At 73.1% G+C, this 16692-nt stretch carries 13 protein-coding genes and 2 pseudogenes; 8 read left to right on the forward strand and 7 right to left on the reverse strand.

Going from position 1 to position 16692, the window contains the following annotated elements; translation table 11 throughout:
* Positions 1–2 precede the first annotated feature (2 nt).
* A pseudogene (locus tag FU792_RS12670) lies at positions 3–1702 on the reverse strand (ABC-F family ATP-binding cassette domain-containing protein).
* A 144-nt stretch (positions 1703–1846) separates the two neighbouring features.
* Here FU792_RS12670 and FU792_RS12675 point away from each other — a divergent pair.
* The 3 genes from FU792_RS12675 to FU792_RS12685 all read left to right on the forward strand — a co-directional run bounded on the left by FU792_RS12675 (position 1847) and on the right by FU792_RS12685 (position 5682).
* Complete coding sequence (locus FU792_RS12675; RefSeq protein WP_022925164.1) at positions 1847–3124, forward strand: NAD-dependent epimerase/dehydratase family protein; 1278 nt, start codon at positions 1847–1849, stop codon at positions 3122–3124.
* A 20-nt stretch (positions 3125–3144) separates the two neighbouring features.
* On the forward strand, positions 3145–4395 hold the full coding sequence (locus FU792_RS12680; protein ID WP_238705987.1) for a glycosyltransferase family 4 protein: 1251 nt from the start codon (positions 3145–3147) through the stop codon (positions 4393–4395).
* A gap of 81 nt (positions 4396–4476) precedes the next feature.
* On the forward strand, positions 4477–5682 hold the full coding sequence (locus tag FU792_RS12685) for an NRAMP family divalent metal transporter (RefSeq protein ID WP_202980378.1): 1206 nt from the start codon (positions 4477–4479) through the stop codon (positions 5680–5682).
* Between the two features lie 124 nt (positions 5683–5806).
* On the opposite strand, the pseudogene FU792_RS12690 reads toward FU792_RS12685, so the two are convergent.
* Positions 5807–6067 (reverse strand): annotated as a pseudogene (locus FU792_RS12690) (MTH1187 family thiamine-binding protein); the annotation flags it as partial.
* 201 nt (positions 6068–6268) lie between these two features.
* Between FU792_RS12690 and FU792_RS18935 the strand changes: the two are divergent.
* Positions 6269–7387 carry a HelD family protein gene (locus FU792_RS18935; RefSeq protein ID WP_338101124.1) on the forward strand — a complete coding sequence of 373 codons (1119 nt, stop codon included), beginning with the start codon at positions 6269–6271 and terminating at the stop codon, positions 7385–7387.
* Entirely contained in the window at positions 7321–8319 is a 999-nt protein-coding gene (locus FU792_RS18940; RefSeq protein ID WP_338101125.1) for a helicase domain-containing protein, read from the forward strand. Before FU792_RS18935 ends, FU792_RS18940 begins: the two co-directional genes overlap by 67 nt.
* Positions 8320–8357: 38 nt before the next feature.
* Here the strand turns inward: FU792_RS18940 and FU792_RS12700 are convergent, their stop codons facing one another.
* Positions 8358–9344 (reverse strand): glycosyltransferase family 2 protein, encoded by a 987-nt coding sequence (locus tag FU792_RS12700; RefSeq protein ID WP_022925159.1) that lies wholly within the window; start codon positions 9342–9344, stop codon positions 8358–8360.
* The gene (locus tag FU792_RS12705; protein WP_149814810.1) at positions 9341–10726 is read right to left on the reverse strand and encodes a hypothetical protein; all 1386 of its coding nucleotides are present in this window, start codon (positions 10724–10726) and stop codon (positions 9341–9343) included. Before FU792_RS12705 ends, FU792_RS12700 begins: the two co-directional genes overlap by 4 nt.
* Before the next feature lie 263 nt (positions 10727–10989).
* On the opposite strand from FU792_RS12705, the gene FU792_RS17375 reads away from it, so the two are divergent.
* The gene (locus FU792_RS17375; protein ID WP_022925157.1) at positions 10990–11634 is read left to right on the forward strand and encodes a hypothetical protein; all 645 of its coding nucleotides are present in this window, start codon (positions 10990–10992) and stop codon (positions 11632–11634) included.
* Between the two features lies 1 nt (position 11635).
* Here FU792_RS17375 and FU792_RS12715 read toward each other — a convergent pair whose 3' ends face one another.
* Complete coding sequence (locus FU792_RS12715) at positions 11636–11896, reverse strand: hypothetical protein (RefSeq protein ID WP_022925156.1); 261 nt, start codon at positions 11894–11896, stop codon at positions 11636–11638.
* Between the two features lie 269 nt (positions 11897–12165).
* On the opposite strand from FU792_RS12715, the gene FU792_RS12720 reads away from it, so the two are divergent.
* The gene (locus tag FU792_RS12720; RefSeq protein WP_028131043.1) at positions 12166–12837 is read left to right on the forward strand and encodes an HD domain-containing protein; all 672 of its coding nucleotides are present in this window, start codon (positions 12166–12168) and stop codon (positions 12835–12837) included.
* 581 nt (positions 12838–13418) lie between these two features.
* Here FU792_RS12720 and FU792_RS18945 read toward each other — a convergent pair.
* The gene (locus FU792_RS18945) at positions 13419–14198 is read right to left on the reverse strand and encodes a DUF4031 domain-containing protein (RefSeq protein ID WP_022925155.1); all 780 of its coding nucleotides are present in this window, start codon (positions 14196–14198) and stop codon (positions 13419–13421) included.
* Between the two features lie 106 nt (positions 14199–14304).
* Here FU792_RS18945 and FU792_RS12730 point away from each other — a divergent pair, with 106 nt between their 5' ends.
* The gene (locus tag FU792_RS12730; RefSeq protein ID WP_022925154.1) at positions 14305–14601 is read left to right on the forward strand and encodes a WXG100 family type VII secretion target; all 297 of its coding nucleotides are present in this window, start codon (positions 14305–14307) and stop codon (positions 14599–14601) included.
* A gap of 220 nt (positions 14602–14821) precedes the next feature.
* Here the strand turns inward: FU792_RS12730 and groL are convergent, their stop codons facing one another.
* A complete protein-coding gene (groL, locus tag FU792_RS12735; protein ID WP_022925153.1) occupies positions 14822–16447 on the reverse strand; it encodes a chaperonin GroEL in 1626 nt (541 codons plus the stop codon).
* Between the last annotated feature and the right edge of the window lie 245 nt (positions 16448–16692).

A 16692-nucleotide genomic window follows, 5' to 3' on the forward strand; every position in this document is an offset into this window, starting at 1 on the left:
CGCTACCGGGCGCGATCGACCCTGGTCTCCTCCACACCGGTCCGTCGGTCTCCCGCACCCGCCCGTCGGCCCCGAAGACGACGAAGCGGTCGAAGGAGTCGGCGAACCACCGGTCGTGGGTGACCGCGAGCACCGTGCCCTCGAAGGCCTCCAGGCCCGCCTGCAGCGCCTCGGCCGAGTGCAGGTCGAGGTTGTCGGTCGGCTCGTCGAGCAGCAGCAGGGTCGCGCCGGACAGCTCCAGCAGCAGGATCTGCACCCGCGCCTGCTGGCCGCCGGACAGCGAGTCGAAGCGTTGCTCGCCGGCCCGGGCCAGCTCGTAGCGGTCCAGCACCCGCGCGGCCTCCTGCTGCGGCATACCGCGCCGGTGCTCGTCGCCGCGGTGCAGGATCTCCAGCAAGGTCCGCCCGCGCAGCTCCGGGTGGTCGTGCGTCTGGGCGAACCAGCCGGGCCGCACCCGGGCGCCCAGCCGCGCCACGCCGGTATGCCCGACCGGCGCCGGCACGACGTCACCGACCGGCCGGTGCTCCGGCTCGGGGTCGCTGCCACCGGCGGCGAGGAGCCGCAGGAAGTGCGACTTACCCGAGCCGTTGGAGCCGAGCACCGCGACCCGGTCGCCGTACCAGACCTCCAGGTCGAAGGGCCGCATCAGCCCGGTCAGCTCGACGTCCTCGCAGATCACCGCCCGCTTGGCGGTCCGGCCGCCGCGCAGCCGCATCCGCACCCGCTGCTCGTGGGCGACCGCCTCCGGCGGCCCCGCCTCCTCGAAGCGGCGCAGCCGGGTCTGGGCCGCCTGATACTGGCTGGCCATGTCGGCGTTGTAGGCCGCCTTGGCCTTGTAGCGCAGCATGAGCTCGCGCAGCTTGGCGTGCTCCTCGTCCCAGCGGCGCCGGGCCTCCTCCAGACGGGCGTTGCGCTCCTCGCGGGCCTGGTGCCAGGTCGCGAAGCTGCCCGGGTGCACCCACAGCGTGCTGCCCGCCGCGCCCGGCTCCAGCGTCGCCACCCGGGTCGCGGCCTGGGCCAGCAGCTCCCGGTCGTGGCTGATCAGCAGGATGGTCTTCGGGCTGGCGCGCAGCTGCTCCTCCAGCCAGCGCTTGGCGGGCACGTCGAGGTAGTTGTCCGGCTCGTCGAGCAGCAGCACCTCGTCCGGCCCGCGCAGCAGCGCCTCCAGCGCCAGCCGCTTCTGCTCCCCGCCGGAGAGCGTGTCGGTGCCCCGCCACTGCGCCTGCTCGAACGGTATGCCCAGGGCCGCCACCGTGCACACGTCCCAGAGCGTCTCCTGCTCGTAGCCGCCGACATCGGCCCAGTCGGCCAGCGCCTGGGCGTAGGCGAGCTGGGCCGGCTCGTCGTCGACGGTCATGATCGCCAGCTCGGCGGCTTCCAGCGCCCGCGCCGCGTCCCGGATCCGCGCCGGCGCCACCGAAACGAGCAGGTCGCGCACCGTGGGCGGTTCGGCCCCGGCGGTGTCCCGCCCCATCGTGCCGATGAACTGCGGCATCACCCCCAGCCCGCCGCTGCGCGAGACCGAGCCCTCGTGCGGGCGCAGCTCGTCGGCGACGATCCGCAGCAGCGTGGTCTTGCCGCTGCCGTTCGGTCCCACCAGGGCGACCCGTGCCCCGTCGCCGAGGCGCAGGCCGATGTCGCGCAGCAGCGGCCTGCCGTCGGGGAGCGTGTAGCCCACCGCGGCGACGTCGACGTGACCCATGCCCCCATCGTGCCTGGTCTGGCGCGGACGCCCCAGCCCTTTTCACCGCGCCGCCAACCGCGGCACACGGCATACCCGGGCGGCATTGATACCTTGACCCCCACGCGCCGACCGGTGCGTGCCCGACGGCAAGGAGCTCCCCACGTGTTGATCGCTGTGCTCGGCGGCGACGGCTTCTGCGGCTGGCCCGCGGCGCTGCACCTGTCCGACCTCGGCCACGAGGTCGTCATCGTCGACAACCTCGTCCGGCGCCGGATCGACGAGGAGCTCGGGGCGCAGTCGTTGACCCCCATCGCCGGCATCGAGGAGCGGCTGGCCGCGTGGCACGAGGTGTCGGGGCAGCAGATGCGCTTCCGCGACATCGACCTGGCGCAGGACTACGACGGGCTGCGCTCCTTCCTCGAGACCGAGCGCCCGGACGTGGTCGTGCACTTCGCCGAGCAGCGCTCCGCGCCCTACTCGATGAAGTCGCCGCGGCACAAGCGCTACACCGTCGACAACAACACCGGGGCCACCCACAACCTGCTGTGCGCCCTGGTCGAGACCGGGCTGGACGCGCACCTGGTCCACCTCGGCACCATGGGTGTCTACGGCTACGGCACCGCCGGTATGGCGATCCCCGAGGGCTACCTCGACGTCCAGATCACCGGTGACGACGGCGCGCAGGTCGACCAGCAGATCCTCTACCCCACCAACCCGGGCTCGGTCTACCACATGACCAAGTGCCTGGACCAGCAGCTCTTCGCCTACTACGCCAAGAACGACGCGCTGCGGATCACCGACCTGCACCAGGGCATCATCTGGGGCACGCACACCGACCAGACGCTGCGCGACGAGCGGCTCATCAACCGTTTCGACTACGACGGCGACTACGGCACGGTGCTCAACCGCTTCCTCATGCAGGCCGCGGTCGGCTACCCGCTCACGGTGCACGGCACCGGCGGGCAGACCCGAGCCTTCATCCACCTGCGCGACATGGCGCGCTGCGTGCAGATCGCGGTCGAGAACCCGCCCGCCCGCGGCGACCGGGTCAAGATCTTCAACCAGATGACCCAGACCCACCGGGTGCGCGACCTCGCCGAGCTGGTCGCGCGGATCAGCGACGCCGAGGTCGAGCTGGTGCCCAACCCGCGGCACGAGGCGGCGGAGAACGAGCTGCACGTGCACAACGAGACCTTCCTCGACCTCGGCCTGGAGCCGACGCTGCTCGAGGAGGGCCTGCTCATGGAGGTCGAGGACGTCGCCCGGCGGTATGCCGACCGCGCCGACCTCGAGAAGATCCCGTGCACCTCGACCTGGACCTCGGCCCAGGAGGCCGGCGTCCCGGCCTCCCGCTCCGCGCTCGCCGGGGCGGGTGCCGCCGTGTCCGTCGAGGGCAACCCAGGAGACCGCGCCGGGGACCGCGCGGAGCATCCCGCCTGACGCGGGCCCAGGCATACCCCATGCGGATCGCGCTGTTCACCGAGGTCTTCCTGCCCAAGGTCGACGGCGTCGTCACCCGCGTCACCCGCACCCTGGACCAGCTGACCGAGCTGGGGCACGAGGCGCTGGTCTTCGCCCCGGGCGAGCCGCCGACCCACCACGGGCCGCACCGCGTCGTGAAGGTGCGCTCGGTGTCCTTCCAGCCGTGGTACCCCGAGATCATGGTCGGCCTCCCGACCGCCCGCATCGCCCGCGAGATGCAGGCCTTCCACCCCGACATCGTGCACGCGGTGAACCCGGTGTGGCTCGCCGCCTACGGCGTCATCTCCGCCCGCCGCCGCAACCTGCCGCTGCTCGCGAGCTTCCACACCGACGTGCCGTCCTACACCACCCGGCTCGGCAACGGGCTCTCGTTGCTGCGCGCGCCGAGCCAGGCCTGGATCACGGGGATGCACAACCTCGCCGAGGTCAACCTGTGCACCTCCGCGCAGATGGTCTCCCGGGCGCGGGAGGTCGGGATCCGCGAGGTCGACCTGTGGCCCAAGGCGGTCGACACGGTGACCTACCACCCCTCGCGGCGCACCCGCGAGATGCGCGAGCTGCTCACCGGGGGCCACCCCGAGGCGCCGCTCGTGCTCTACGTCGGGCGGCTGTCGCGGGAGAAGGACCTCGACCAGCTGCTGGAGCCGATCCGCGAGCTGGCGGCCGAGGGGGTGCGGCTGGCCTTCGTCGGCTCCGGGCCGGCGCGCGAGGAGCTGGAGCGGCTCTTCGCCGGGACGCCGACGGTCTTCACCGGCTACCTCGCCGGGCAGGAGCTGGCCGCGGCCTACGCCAGCGCCGACGCCTTCGCCTTCCCCTCCACCACCGAGACGCTCGGGCTGGTCGCGCTGGAGTCGATGGCCAGCGGCGTGCCCGTGGTCGGCGCGCGGGCCGGGGGGATCCCCTTCGTCATCGAGGACGGCGTGACCGGCTTCCTCGTCGAGCCCGGCGACACGGCGGGGTATGCCGACGCCTCCGCCGGGTGCTGCTCGAGCCCGAGCTCAAGGGCCGGATGGGCGCTGCCGCGCGGGCCGACGCGCAGACCCACTCCTGGCGGGCCTCGACCGAGTCGCTCGTGGAGTCCTACGAGCTGGCCGTGCAGCGGCACCGGGGCCGGCGGCCGGTCGTCAAGCCGCTGCGCGCGCGGCAGCACCGCGACCTGCGCTGAGCCGGGCGTCCGGGACGAGGTGGCTCCAGGTCGGGAAGGCCGCAGCGAGCCGCCGCGGTGCTAGCGTGCGGGCCATGGTGATCGACGGGGACTCCACCACGACAGCAGCGACCGGCCGCTCCACCTGGGGCAGCCGTGGGCCGCGATGGGGCCGGGGCTGCTGGCGGCCTCGGCCGCGATCGGCGCCTCCCACCTCATCTCCTCCACCCAGGCCGGGGCGCTCTTCGGCTGGCAGCTGGTCTGGCTCATCGTGCTGGCCAACGTGCTGAAGTATCCCTTCTTCCGCTTCGGCCCGCAGTACGCCGCCGAGACCGGACGCAGCCTGGTCGAGGGGTATGCCCGGCGGGGGAAGGCATACCTCTGGGTGTTCTTCGTGCTGGCCGCCGTGTCCTCGGTCATCTCCACCGCCGGCGTCGCGCTGCTGTGCACCGTGATCCTCGCCTACCTGCTGCCCGCGTCGTGGGGCCTGGGCGTGCCCCTGCTCGCGACGGTCCTGCTCGGTGTGACCCTCGTGCTGCTCGTCGGTGGCCACTACAAGGCCCTCGACGGCGTCACCAAGATCATCATGGTGACCCTCGCCCTGTCGACCGTCGTCGCGGTGGTCATGGCGGCGGGCCAGGGCGCGGTCCGGCAGCCCGGCTTCGAGGACCCCTCCCCCTGGACCCTCGCGACCCTCCCCTTCCTCGTCGCGGTCATCGGCTGGATGCCGGCGCCGATCGAGATCAGCGCGCTGAACTCGCTGTGGGTCAAGGCCAAGGCGCAGGGGCGGCGGCTCGCGGTGCGCGACGTGCTCTTCGACTTCAACACCGGCTACGTCGTCTCCACCGTGCTCGCGGTCTTCTTCATCGGCCTCGGCGTCTTCGTGCAGTACGGCAGCGGCCAGGAGCTGCAGATGGCCGGCGGCGCCTACATCCCGCAGCTCATGAGCATGTACGGCGCGGCGATCGGGCAGTGGGCGGTCCCGCTCATGGCGCTCATCGCCTTCGCCTGCATGTTCGGCACCGTCATCTCGGTCGTCGACGGGTATGGGCGCGCGGCCGCCGAGTCGCTGCGCCTCATCCGCGGGCAGGAGTCGATGAGCCGGCGCTCCAAGGACCTGTGGATCACCGGGATCTCGCTCATCGCGCTGGCGATCGTGGTGTGGATGAGCGCGTCGCTGGCCGACATGCTGCGCTTCGCGATGGTCAGCGCCTTCCTCACCGCGCCGGTCTTCGCGTGGCTCAACTTCTCGATCATCCGCAGCGAGCGCCAGCTGTCCGGCACCATGCGGGTGCTGTCCTACGTCGGCCTGGTCTTCCTCGTCGGCTTCACGCTGCTCTTCCTGGCCTCGCAGTTCGGCCTGCTCGCCTGACCTCGAGGATCTCGGTCGCCGACCGTCCCACCGGCTCGGAAGGGCGCGACTGCACCGGTCATGTCGTGGCATCGCGTCGGCGGGCGACATATCTGCTGCAGTCGCGCAGCGCCGGACGCGGGACTCAGCCGTCGGCGAGACGGTCGGTGACGCGCTCGACCTTCTCGGTGAGCTGACCGGTATACCCCGGGCGCAGGTCGGCCTTGACCACCAGCGACACCCGGGGCGAGTGCTCGGCGACGGCGTCGCAGGCCGCCTTGATGACCGGCATCACCTCGTCCCACTCCCCCTCGATCGTGGTGAACATCGAGGTCAGCTCGTAGGGCAGGCCGGAGTCGCGGACGACCCGGAGGGCGTCGGCGACGGCTGCGCTCACCGAGCCGGAGTCGCTGGCGGCCTGGGTCGGGGCGACGGGAGAGAAGCGCGAGGGCGAAGAGCATGGGGATCACGCTATCCCTGCGCTGTTGGACGAGGTGGCGCTGCCCCTGCTCACCGGTGACGGGCTCTAGTCGAGCGGACGGCCGGCGCCGGAGGAGTATGCTCGCCCCTCCTCCCCCCTCCCGACGCCACGACGAGGTGAGCCGTCATGCCCGCTGCCCCCACCCACCCTCCAGATCCGCAGGCCGACCTCGCCGCCGAGCAGGCCCACCTGGCCCGCGCCCGCGACGAGCTCACGCGCATGCGCGAGCACACACTCAGCCTGACCGCCGACGGAGGCGACGCCCTCGCCGGTGAGGCGCTGGCGCAGACACTCTGGCTGCGCGCGAAGGCGCTGCAGGACGACCCCGGCACCACGCTGTTCTTCGGCCGGCTCGACACCGCCGAGGACGCGCTCTACATCGGCCGCCGGCACGTCTCCGACGCGGACGGCGACCCGGTCGTCGTCGACTGGCGGGCCGGGGTGTCGACACCCTTCTACCGCGCCACCCCGACCGATCCGATGGGTGTCCAGCGCCGGCGCCGCTTCGGCGTCGAGGACGGCCAGATCACCGCGCTGGAGGACGAGTGGCTGGGGACCGGCGAGCCCGGGGAGAGCAGTGGCAGCGGCATCCTCGCCCGCGAGATCGAGCGACCGCGCATCGGGCCGATGCGCGACATCGTCGCCACCATCCAGCCGGAGCAGGACGAGATCGTCCGCGCCGACGTCGCCACCACGCTGTGCGTGCAAGGGGCACCGGGCACCGGCAAGACCGCCGTCGGGCTGCACCGCGCCGCCTGGTTGCTGTATGCCTACCGCGCCCGGCTGGCCCGCTCCGGCGTCCTCGTCGTCGGGCCCAACCGCGCCTTCCTGGAGCACGTCGGCGCGGTGCTGCCCTCGCTCGGGGAGATCACCGTGCGGCACACCACGGTCGAGGAGCTCGTCGCCGACGCCACCGGCGCGACGGTCCGCTCGACCGACAGCACCGAGGTCGCGCGGCTCAAGGGTGAAGCGCGCATGGCCGAGGTCCTGCGCGCCGCGCTCTGGGGGCAGGTGTCCAGCCCGACCGAGGCGCTGGTGGTGCCGCGCGGGTCCCGCCGGTGGCGGGTCCCGGCATACCAGGTGCAGGAGATGGTCGAGGAGCTGCGCACCCGCGCGTGGGGTATGCCGCCGCCCGCGCATTGCTCCACCAGCGGCTCGCGCACGCGGTCATGGTGGCGATGGAGCGCTCCGGGGACGCGCCGGACGACCGGGTGCAGGACAGCGTGGCCCGGTCCGCGCCGGTGAAGGCCTACGTCAAGGACCTCTGGCCGCAGGTGAAGCCGGCCGCCGTGCTCGCCGGGCTGCTCACCACGGGTGAGCACCTGGCCGACGACCAGCGCGCCATGGTGTGGGAGCGGCCCCCGCGGTCGGCGGCCTCGGCCCGGTGGAGCGCGGCGGACCTCGTGCTGCTCGACGAGCTCACCGACCTGGTCGACCGCACCCCGAGCCTGGGGCACGTCGTGCTGGACGAGGCGCAGGACCTCTCGCCGATGCAGCTGCGGGCCGTGGGGCGGCGCGCCTCGACGGGCTCGCTCACCGTGCTGGGCGACCTCGCGCAGGGCACGACACCGTGGTCGACGACGTCGTGGGAGGAGTCGCTGCACCACCTGGGCAAGGAGCTCTCGGCCGGGTCGACGCACCTCGAGGAGCTCGTCCGTGGCTTCCGCGTGCCGTCGTCGGTCATCGAGTTCGCCGCCCGGCTGCTGCCGTCGATGGCCCCCGACCTCGCGCCGCCGGAGTCGGTGCGGTCCAACCCGGGACGGCTCGACGTCGTGCAGGTCGAGGACCCGGTGGAGGGCGCCGTACGGACCGTGCAGGAGGCGGCCGCGCACGAGGGGTCGGTGGGGGTCGTGGCGCCGGACACGTGGGTGGGCCGCGTCGGGGACGCGCTCTCGAGGGCAGGCGTCGGGCACGAGGTCATGGACGGTGAGCACGCCGACGACACGCTGCGACTGCGGGTCTTCCTCGTCCCCGCGACGGTCGCCAAGGGGCTGGAGTTCGACCAGGTGGTCGTGGTAGAGCCCGCGGCTATCGCCGCCGCCGAGCCGGATGAGCGCACCGGCCTGCGCCGGCTCTACGTCGTGCTCACCCGCGCGGTCAGCGGGCTGACGGTGGTGCATACCGACCCGTTGCCCGACGCCCTCGCCGTCTCTTCTGCGGGACCGACGTCGGCCTAGCATGACCTCCATCGGGAAGTTCGACGATGACGGTCGTGCTATCCCGTGGTCGGTCCGGGCGGGGGCGGCGGCTCCTGCCCGCTGAGGCTGTCGTGCGCCACGTAGTACGTCGGCCGGCCGAGCTGCATCGTGTAGGTCCGCCCGACATACTCCCCCAGGATCCCCAGGCACAGCAGCTGCACCCCGCCGACCGCGGTGACGACCATGAAGGTCGAGGTCCAGCCGGGCACGTTGAGGCCGACGGCATACCCGACGAGCGCGTAGACGAGAAGCCCCAGCGCGACCACGGCCCCGACGAAGCCCAGCCACGTGGCGAGCCGCAGCGGCGCGATGCTCGCCCCGGTGATGGAGTCCAGCGCGAGCCGCACCATCGAGGAGAGGGGGTACTTCGAGCGCCCGGCCGCCCGCGCGTCGCGACGGTAGGTCAGCACGCCGGAGGGGAAGCCGAGCGAAGGGACGACCAGGCGCAGCACCCGGTGGTGCTCGGGCAGCGCGGTGACCGCCTCGACCGTGGCGCGCGACATCAGCCGGTAGTCGCCGGCGTTGGACGGCCCGTGGTCGGCGCCCAGCCGCCGCATCGTGTCGTAGTAGCCGCTGGCCGTGACTCGCTTGAACCGCGTGTCGGTCGTGCGGTCGTCGCGCACGGCGTAGACCACGTCCAGCGACTCCGCGCGCGCCAGCCGCACCATGTCCGCAATGAGCTCGGGCGGGTCCTGCAGGTCGGCGTCGATCGTGACCACCAGCTCCCCACGGGCGCGCTCCAGCCCGGCGGAGATCGCGGCCTGGTGACCGGCGTTGGCGCGCAGCCGGACGACCCGCAGCTGGGCCCAGCTATGCCGCTCGCGCGCCAGCAACACCGGGGTCGCGTCGCTGCTGCCGTCGTCGACGACGAGCACCTCGTAGTCGAGCCCCAGCCCGTCGAGCACCGGCCGCAGCCGCCGCACCAGCAGCGGCAGGACGTCCTGCTCGTCGAACATCGGCACGACGACGCTCAGCGCGATCGGGCCGGCCTGCGGTGCGCTCATCGGGCCTCACGGGTCGCGGTCGGGTGGTCGGCCGATCCTAGCCCGGCGCGCAGCAGGACCAGCAGCACCACGGGGACCAGCGCGAGCACGTAGCGCGGTCGCGCCTCGAAGATCAGCAGGTATGCCGTCAGCCCGCCGAGCGCGAGCGCCCAGGTGGTGAGCAGCGGGTCGGCGCGGGCCCGCAGGAGCACGGCCCCGGTGAGCAGGACGACCGCGACCCACAGCCCCTGCACCACCCCCGCCCGCTCGTCGTAGAGCTCGCCGGCGCCCCTGCTGGCCGCGGTCATCCCCGACAGCGACTCGGGCAGGCTGCTCGCCTGCCGGCTGTCGGCGCCCTCACCGTGCGCCCAGAAGGTCCCGTCACCCCAGACCCACAGCGCCTTGGCTCCGACGAAGCGCAGGTTGCCGACCAGCCCGCGCCCGCCGACCTGGTCCCACGCCTGGGCCCGCAGGTCCGCCGCGCGGCTGGCGGGGTCCATCGCCGCCGTGGCGTCGACCTGGTCCTGGCGGTAGGCACCCCACCGGCGCACCGGCGAGTCCTCCGCGGAGTCCCAGGTGCCCATCGCCAGGAAGTGCTCCGGCGGGAAGGGCGCCTCCACCTGCGCCAGCCGCTGCGCGTCCAGCCCGGTCCCCCGCGCCGAGGCCCCGTCGAGCAGCGCCACGGTGCCCCACGAGACGGCGCCGAGGAGAGCCACGGCGACGACCCGTCGCCACTGCCGCGACCACAGCACGACCAGCACGAGCGCGATCGCGACCACGACGACATACGGCTTGAGCGCGACGCCCAGCCCGAGCGAGACCGCCCCGGTCAGCGCCCACGGCCAACTCCACCCGGCAGCGCCGCCGCACCGCACCATCGCCAGGGCAGCGACCGAGACCGCCGCGGCCGCCGGGAGGTCGGTGTAGGGCACGGCGACGTTCGGCGACAGGCCCACCAGCACCAGGGCGAGCGCCTGCACCGGCAGCACGGCCCGCGGGTGACCGAGGAGCTGGGCGGCGCGGCCGAGCGACCACAGCACCACCCCGACGCACAGCACGTGCGGCAGCAGCACCGCCCCCAGCGCGGGCAGCGAGACGACCGAGCCCGCCTCGACCGCCACCTGCTCCAGCCAGAGGAGGCGCACGTTGTGCGGGTAGCGCGCGTAATAGGTCAGCGCCTCGGCGGGCAGCGGCTCCCCCACGGCGAGCGTCGAGGCGCTGGAGAAGATCCGCCGGGCGTCGAAGCCGAAGGGGATGAGCGCGAGCGCCGCGTGCGCCCCGGCCAGCAGCGTGCCCGCCGCGGCACTGGCCCAGAGGGTCCCGGACCGCGCCTCCCCTCCCCCCACGCCTGCACCGGGTCGGAGGAGCGCCCGCCCGAGGAGCACGAGGACCAGCAGCGACACCCCGCGGCCACGCGGACCACGACCGGCGGGAAGACCAGCCAGCCGTTCAGCGGTGTCACCAGCGCGACGACGGCCGCCACCAGCAGCCCCACAGCGAACGCCCGTTGGAGCAGCAGAGCCATCCCCCGGTCGGCACCCGTGAGCCGCCCCGACCCCTGACCTGTCATGAGGACAGCGTAGGTAGCGGCGGGCCCCGCCTCGCACCACCTGGGCGGACGGCATACGGTAGGCCGCAGCAGACTTCCCGCACACGAGGAGAGCACATGCACCCCACGCACATCCCACTCCGGGTCGCCACCGGCGCGTTCATCCTGAACTCCGGCATCGGCAAGCTCAAGGCCGGTGAGGAGGAGGCCGAGCAGATGCACGGCTGGGCCTCCAGCGTCTACCCGGTGTTCAAGGACATGAAGGCCGGCGACTGCACCAAGGCGCTGGCCTACGGCGAGATCGGCCTCGGCGCGATGCTGCTGCTGCCGACCGTGCCCTCGGCCGTCGCCGGCGCCGGTCTGGCCGCCTTCGGCGTCGGCCTCACCGGTCTCTACCTCAAGACCCCGGGCATGACCCAGGAGGACGGCATCCGGCCCACGCCGGACGGCCTCGGCCTGGCCAAGGACACCTGGCTGGTCGGCGCCGGCCTGACGCTGGCCACGCAGTCCTTCCTCTCCGGCACCAAGCACGCCGCGAAGTCGGTCGCGGACGGGGTGAGCAACGCCGCCGGGTCGGTCGCTGACGGCGTCACCGGCGCCGCGAGCTCGGTCGGCCACGGCATCGCCGGAGCCGTCCCGGGCGGCGGCTCGAAGAAGGCCAAGGGCGCCTTCTCCAGCCTGTCCAAGGGCGCGCACGACGCCCGCGGCGACCTGTCCGAGGCGCTGTCCGACCTGGCGGAGTCGGTGCTCGGCCGCCGCTGAGTCAGCCCAGACATACCTCGAGGCCGTCGCGCAGCTGCGCGACGGCCTCGAGGTATGTCTGGCGCCGCGACGCGTCGGTGGTCAGCGCCGCCACGCGGTGCAGGTGCGGCTGGATGACGAAGGTCTCGTGGACCAGGAAAGCCGCGCGCCGGACCAGCAGGGGCTGCAGGTCGTGCAGCCGCGCCAGCGTCCGGGCGAGAGCCGCGAGCAGGTCTGGGGCACCCGCACCGCGAGGCCGGGCTCCACCAGCCAGACTCTGCACGACTCCCCCCGCCCCAGGAGGCGGACCTGCAGCGGGTCCGGAGGCACGGCATACCCGGCACGCGCCCACCACCCGGGGTGGGCGGCGACGAGGCCGGCGACCGCCGCGGCGTCGAGCTGGGTCGGGAGCACCGCACGATCCTGGCACGCGGGACTCGTCACGTCGGACGTCCACCACGTCAGGCGTTCCCGCACGGAGGGTCGTCGCAGATCCGTCGTGCACGTCGGTCCGCACGCCGGCCCGCCGCCCGCCCGTGCCACAGTGGGCGCGTGACGCATCCCGCCGAGGCGCTGCTCGACCGTTGGCTCGACGACGCCGCCCTGCTCGCCCCGGACGCCGGGCGCGACCTGTGGCTGGCCGAGGGCTCGCTGCTGCTGCGCGGGTGGTCCGAGCCGCAGCGGCGCTACCACACGACCGAGCACCTCACCGAGGTCCTGGCCGCCCTCGACGAGCTGCAGGAGGCCGGTGCGGTCGACGCGGACGAGGCGCTCGTGGCGCGGACCGTCGGGTGGTACCACGACCTCGCCTACGACCCCCGCGCCAGGCCCGGCAGCAACGAGCACCGCAGCGCCACCTTGGCCCGCGACCACCTGCACCGCCTCGGCGTCGACGACGGCACGGTCGACGCCGTCGAGGCCGGCGTGGTCATGACGCTGGACCACGAGGGTCCCGGCGAGGGTGGTGCCGCCACGGACGCCGTCCACGACGCCGACCTCTGGATCCTCTCGGCGCCGCCCCCGCGGTATGCCGCCTACCGCGCCCAGGTCCGCGAGGAGTACGCCCACGTGCCCGAGGACGCGTTCCGCGCCGGCCGCCTCGGGGTCATGGGGCCGCTGGCCGGGCGCGAGCGGCTCTACCGGACCGGGCACGCGCACGAGCACTGGGACGCCCGCGCCCGGGCCAACCTGCAGGCCGAGCTGGCGGAGCTGCGGCGGCCCTGAGCGCCCACGCCGCTTCGGTGGGGCTGCGGCGGGCCTGAGCGCCCGCGCCGCTTCGGTGGGGCTGCGGCGGGCCTGAGCGCCCACACCGCTGCGTTGGGGCTGCGGCCAGGTGGCGAGCAGGGACGTAACCACATCTGTCCTACGTGTCACACGCGCCCCGCGCTGCGGAGACGTGTCCCGACGCCGGGGATATCACCCCGGCTCGCGTGACTTTCCCCGCAGCCTGATGCGTATGGGGCCAGCTTGACCCAGGTGAGGTCGACGGCTCGGCCGGACACCACCGGTCCCGCACGCCACACGCGCCCCGCACTGCGGAGACGTGTCCCGACGCCGGGGAAATCACCCCGGCTCGCGCGACTTTCCCCGCAGCCGGGTGCCCGAGGGGCCCGTGTGACTCATGTGGCACAGCTCCCGCCGGTGGCGGTGCCTCACCCACGGACGCCGAGCCCGTCGGCGGTGCGACCCGCGGGCACCCCGAGCACGACCTGCGTAGGCCCCCGAGGCCCGACCTGCGGAGCCCCACCCCCGCGAGGCACGGCCTGCGCAGCCCCACCCCGCCCGGAGGCACGACCTGCGGAGCCCTACCCCCGGGCCCACCACCACTCGGCGAGCGGCCACCAGGCAGCCTGGCCCGCGACACCCCGCGCCTCGGCCAGACTCAGCCAGCGCGCCTCGAGCACCTCGACCCCGTCCGGCCGCAGCGGGACCGGGGAGGGCAGCGTGGCGGCATACACCTGGACGTAGTTGTCGCCCTCGTCCCAGCTGCGGGCGCCGTGCCCGGGGGGCAGGGTGATCCGCTGGTAGCCCACGGCGACCAGCCGCTCCTGCTCCAGCTCGACCGCGATCTCCTCGGCGACCTCTCGCACGGCCGCCGCCCGCGCGGAGGCATCGGTGACCTCGCGCTTGCCGCCGGGGGCGCCCCAGCCCTCCCGGGTCGAGTTGCGCACGAGGGCCATGCGCTCCGGGACCCCCTGCGCCCGGGCCAGCACCACCGACGCCCCGGCGCCGAGACGCTCCAGCGGGGAGGCGACCACCTCCAGCAGGTGCGGGGTCGGCGCGGCCCCCGCCAGCCCGTCCTCGACCCGGGCCAGCGGCCGCTCCCCCTTGCGCTTGCGGAAGCGCAGCCCGCTGTCCCGCAGCCGCCGGGCCAGCTCGGTGCCGCTCACCTCGGCCGCGCCCGCAGCGACGACCTCGGCATACCGCTCCTGGGGTATGTCGTAGTGGTCGCCCTCGAAGGACCGCCGAGGGATGCCCGACCGCTGCGCGAAGGCGTGCAGCTCGGCGAGCGAGATGTCGCTCGCGAGGTGCGACCAGAGCCTGCCGTGGGCCCGCCACAGCGGCGGGTCGACGAGGACGGTCATGACCGCAGACCCTACCTGTGGACAACTTCTGCGGAGCGGGCGCGACACCGCCTAGCGTCGGAGGCACGAGGTGGCCACCCGGCCACCGTCACGAGGGAGGGAACCCATGAGCAACACCTTCGCCGTCGACACGGCACGGATCGCCGCCGCCTCCGGCGACATCGAGCGCATCGCCACCAGCATCGAGGGCGAGGTCCGGGCGATGATGGCCAAGCTCAACGCGCTGCAGGACTGCTGGCGCGGGTCGGCGGCCGGCAGCTTCCACAGCGTCACCCAGGACTGGAGCGCCACCCAGGAGAAGGTCCGCACCTCGCTGCAGCAGATCTCCACGACGCTGCGCACGGCCGGCCAGGACTACGAGCTGGTCGAGCAGACCAACCGCACCCGCTTCACCCCGGCGTGACCGCTGCCGGGTGACATGTCCGGGTCGAGCGACCTACCCCGAGTGACGGCACCGCCGCGCGCCGTGGCAGGCGTCGCGGGCGCAGGGGTCCCCAGCCCCGCCGTCGCGAGCTCCCCGGCACAGGCCGACGGGCGGCCCCTCCGCAGTGGAGGGACCGCCCGTCGGTGGTGGTTCGCCCGCGAGGAACGCGGGCGCGCCTAGCGTCTGATCACGGGATCGATCAGAAGTCCATGCCACCCATACCGCCGTCGGCGCCGGCCGGCATGGCCGGGGCCTTCTCCGGCTTGTCGGCGATGACCGCCTCGGTGGTGAGGAAGAGCGCGGCGATGGAGGCGGCGTTCTGCAGCGCAGAGCGGGTCACCTTCACCGGGTCGGCGACGCCGAACCCGAGCATGTCGCCGTACTCACCGGTCGCGGCGTTGAGGCCCTCGCCCGGAGTGAGGTTGCGGACCTTCTCCGCCACGACGCCGCCCTCGAGACCGGCGTTGATCGCGATCTGCTTGAGCGGAGCCTCGATCGCCACCCTGACGATGTTGGCACCGGTGGCCTCGTCGCCCTCGACGGACAGCCCGTCGAAGGCGCGGGACGCCTGGATGAGGGCGACGCCACCACCGGCGACGATGCCCTCCTCGACAGCCGCCTTGGCGTTGCGCACCGCGTCCTCGATGCGGTGCTTGCGCTCCTTGAGCTCGACCTCGGTCGCCGCGCCCGCCTTGATGACGGCCACGCCGCCGGCCAGCTTGGCCAGCCGCTCCTGCAGCTTCTCGCGGTCGTAGTCGGAGTCGGAGTTGTCGATCTCGGTGCGGATCTGGGAGACCCGGCCGGCGATCTGGTCGGCGTCGCCGCCGCCCTCGACGATGGTGGTCTCGTCCTTGGTGACGACGACCTTGCGGGCGGTGCCCAGCATGTCGAGCTCGGCGTTCTCCAGCTTGAGGCCGACCTCCTCGGAGATGACCTGGCCGCCGGTGAGGATGGCGATGTCGGCCAGCATGGCCTTGCGCCGGTCACCGAAGCCCGGGGCCTTGACGGCCACGGACTTGAAGTTGCCGCGGATCTTGTTGACGACCAGGGTCGCCAGACCCTCGCCCTCGACGTCCTCGGCGATGATCATCAGCGGCTTGCCGGACTGCATGACCTTCTCCAGCAGCGGCAGCAGGTCCTTGACCGAGGAGATCTTGGAGTTGACGACGAGCACGTAGGCGTCCTCGAGGACGGCCTCCATGCGCTCGGTGTCGGTGACGAAGTAGGGGCTGATGTAGCCCTTGTCGAAGCGCATACCCTCGGTGAGCTCCAGCTCCAGCCCGAAGGTGTTGGACTCCTCGACGGTGATGACACCCTCGTTGCCGACCTTGTCCATGGCCTCGGCGATCATGCCGCCGATCTCGGTGTCGGCCGCGGAGATCGACGCGGACTGCGCGATCTGCTCCTTGGTCTCCACCGGCTTGGCCATCTCGAGCAGGTCGTCGTTGACGGCCTTGACGGCGACCTCGATGCCCCGCTTGAGGGCCATCGGGTTGGCGCCGGCGGCGACGTTGCGCAGGCCCTCCTTCACCATGGCCTGGGCCAGGACGGTCGCCGTCGTCGTGCCGTCACCGGCGACGTCGTCGGTCTTCTTGGCGACCTCCTTGACCAGCTCGGCGCCGATCTTCTCGTAGGGGTCCTCGAGCTCGATCTCCTTGGCGATGCTCACACCGTCGTTGGTGATGGTGGGAGCGCCCCACTTCTTCTCGAGCACGACGTTGCGGCCCTTGGGGCCGAGGGTCACCTTGACGGCGTCGGCAAGGGTGTTCATACCCTTCTCGAGCCCGCGGCGAGCCTCCTCGTCGAAAGCAATGGTCTTGGCCATCTGAGCTGCTTCCTCCACATGCGGATGGACGGGTGACCGGGTGCCGCCCGCGACGGACGAGCCGGAGGCGCGGGGATCAGGTCTCCCCGGCTCCCGACCCTCGACAGGCCGGTCGGATTATCACTCTCATGGTGAGAGTGCTAGGACCATGATGAGCACTCGGGGCCTCCGAGTGCAAATGACGCGGCCGGTATGCCCGGAGGCGCCCGGGCCGGCCGGCGCCACCACCGTGGATCGCCCGGTCC

It is taken from the genome of Serinicoccus marinus DSM 15273 (assembly GCF_008386315.1).
GTDB lineage: Bacteria > Actinomycetota > Actinomycetes > Actinomycetales > Dermatophilaceae > Ornithinicoccus > Ornithinicoccus marinus.

Coding starts and splice junctions, on each gene's coding strand:
- FU792_RS12685 (WP_202980378.1), top strand. CDS start 4,477: ATGGGGCCGGGGCTGCTGGCGGCCTCGGCCGCGATCGGCGCCTCCCAC.
- FU792_RS12730 (WP_022925154.1), top strand. CDS start 14,305: ATGAGCAACACCTTCGCCGTCGACACGGCACGGATCGCCGCCGCCTCC.
- FU792_RS18935 (WP_338101124.1), top strand. CDS start 6,269: ATGCCCGCTGCCCCCACCCACCCTCCAGATCCGCAGGCCGACCTCGCC.
- groL (WP_022925153.1), bottom strand. CDS start 16,447: ATGGCCAAGACCATTGCTTTCGACGAGGAGGCTCGCCGCGGGCTCGAG.
- FU792_RS17375 (WP_022925157.1), top strand. CDS start 10,990: ATGCACCCCACGCACATCCCACTCCGGGTCGCCACCGGCGCGTTCATC.
- FU792_RS18945 (WP_022925155.1), bottom strand. CDS start 14,198: ATGACCGTCCTCGTCGACCCGCCGCTGTGGCGGGCCCACGGCAGGCTC.
- FU792_RS18940 (WP_338101125.1), top strand. CDS start 7,321: ATGGAGCGCTCCGGGGACGCGCCGGACGACCGGGTGCAGGACAGCGTG.
- FU792_RS12680 (WP_238705987.1), top strand. CDS start 3,145: ATGCGGATCGCGCTGTTCACCGAGGTCTTCCTGCCCAAGGTCGACGGC.
- FU792_RS12700 (WP_022925159.1), bottom strand. CDS start 9,344: ATGAGCGCACCGCAGGCCGGCCCGATCGCGCTGAGCGTCGTCGTGCCG.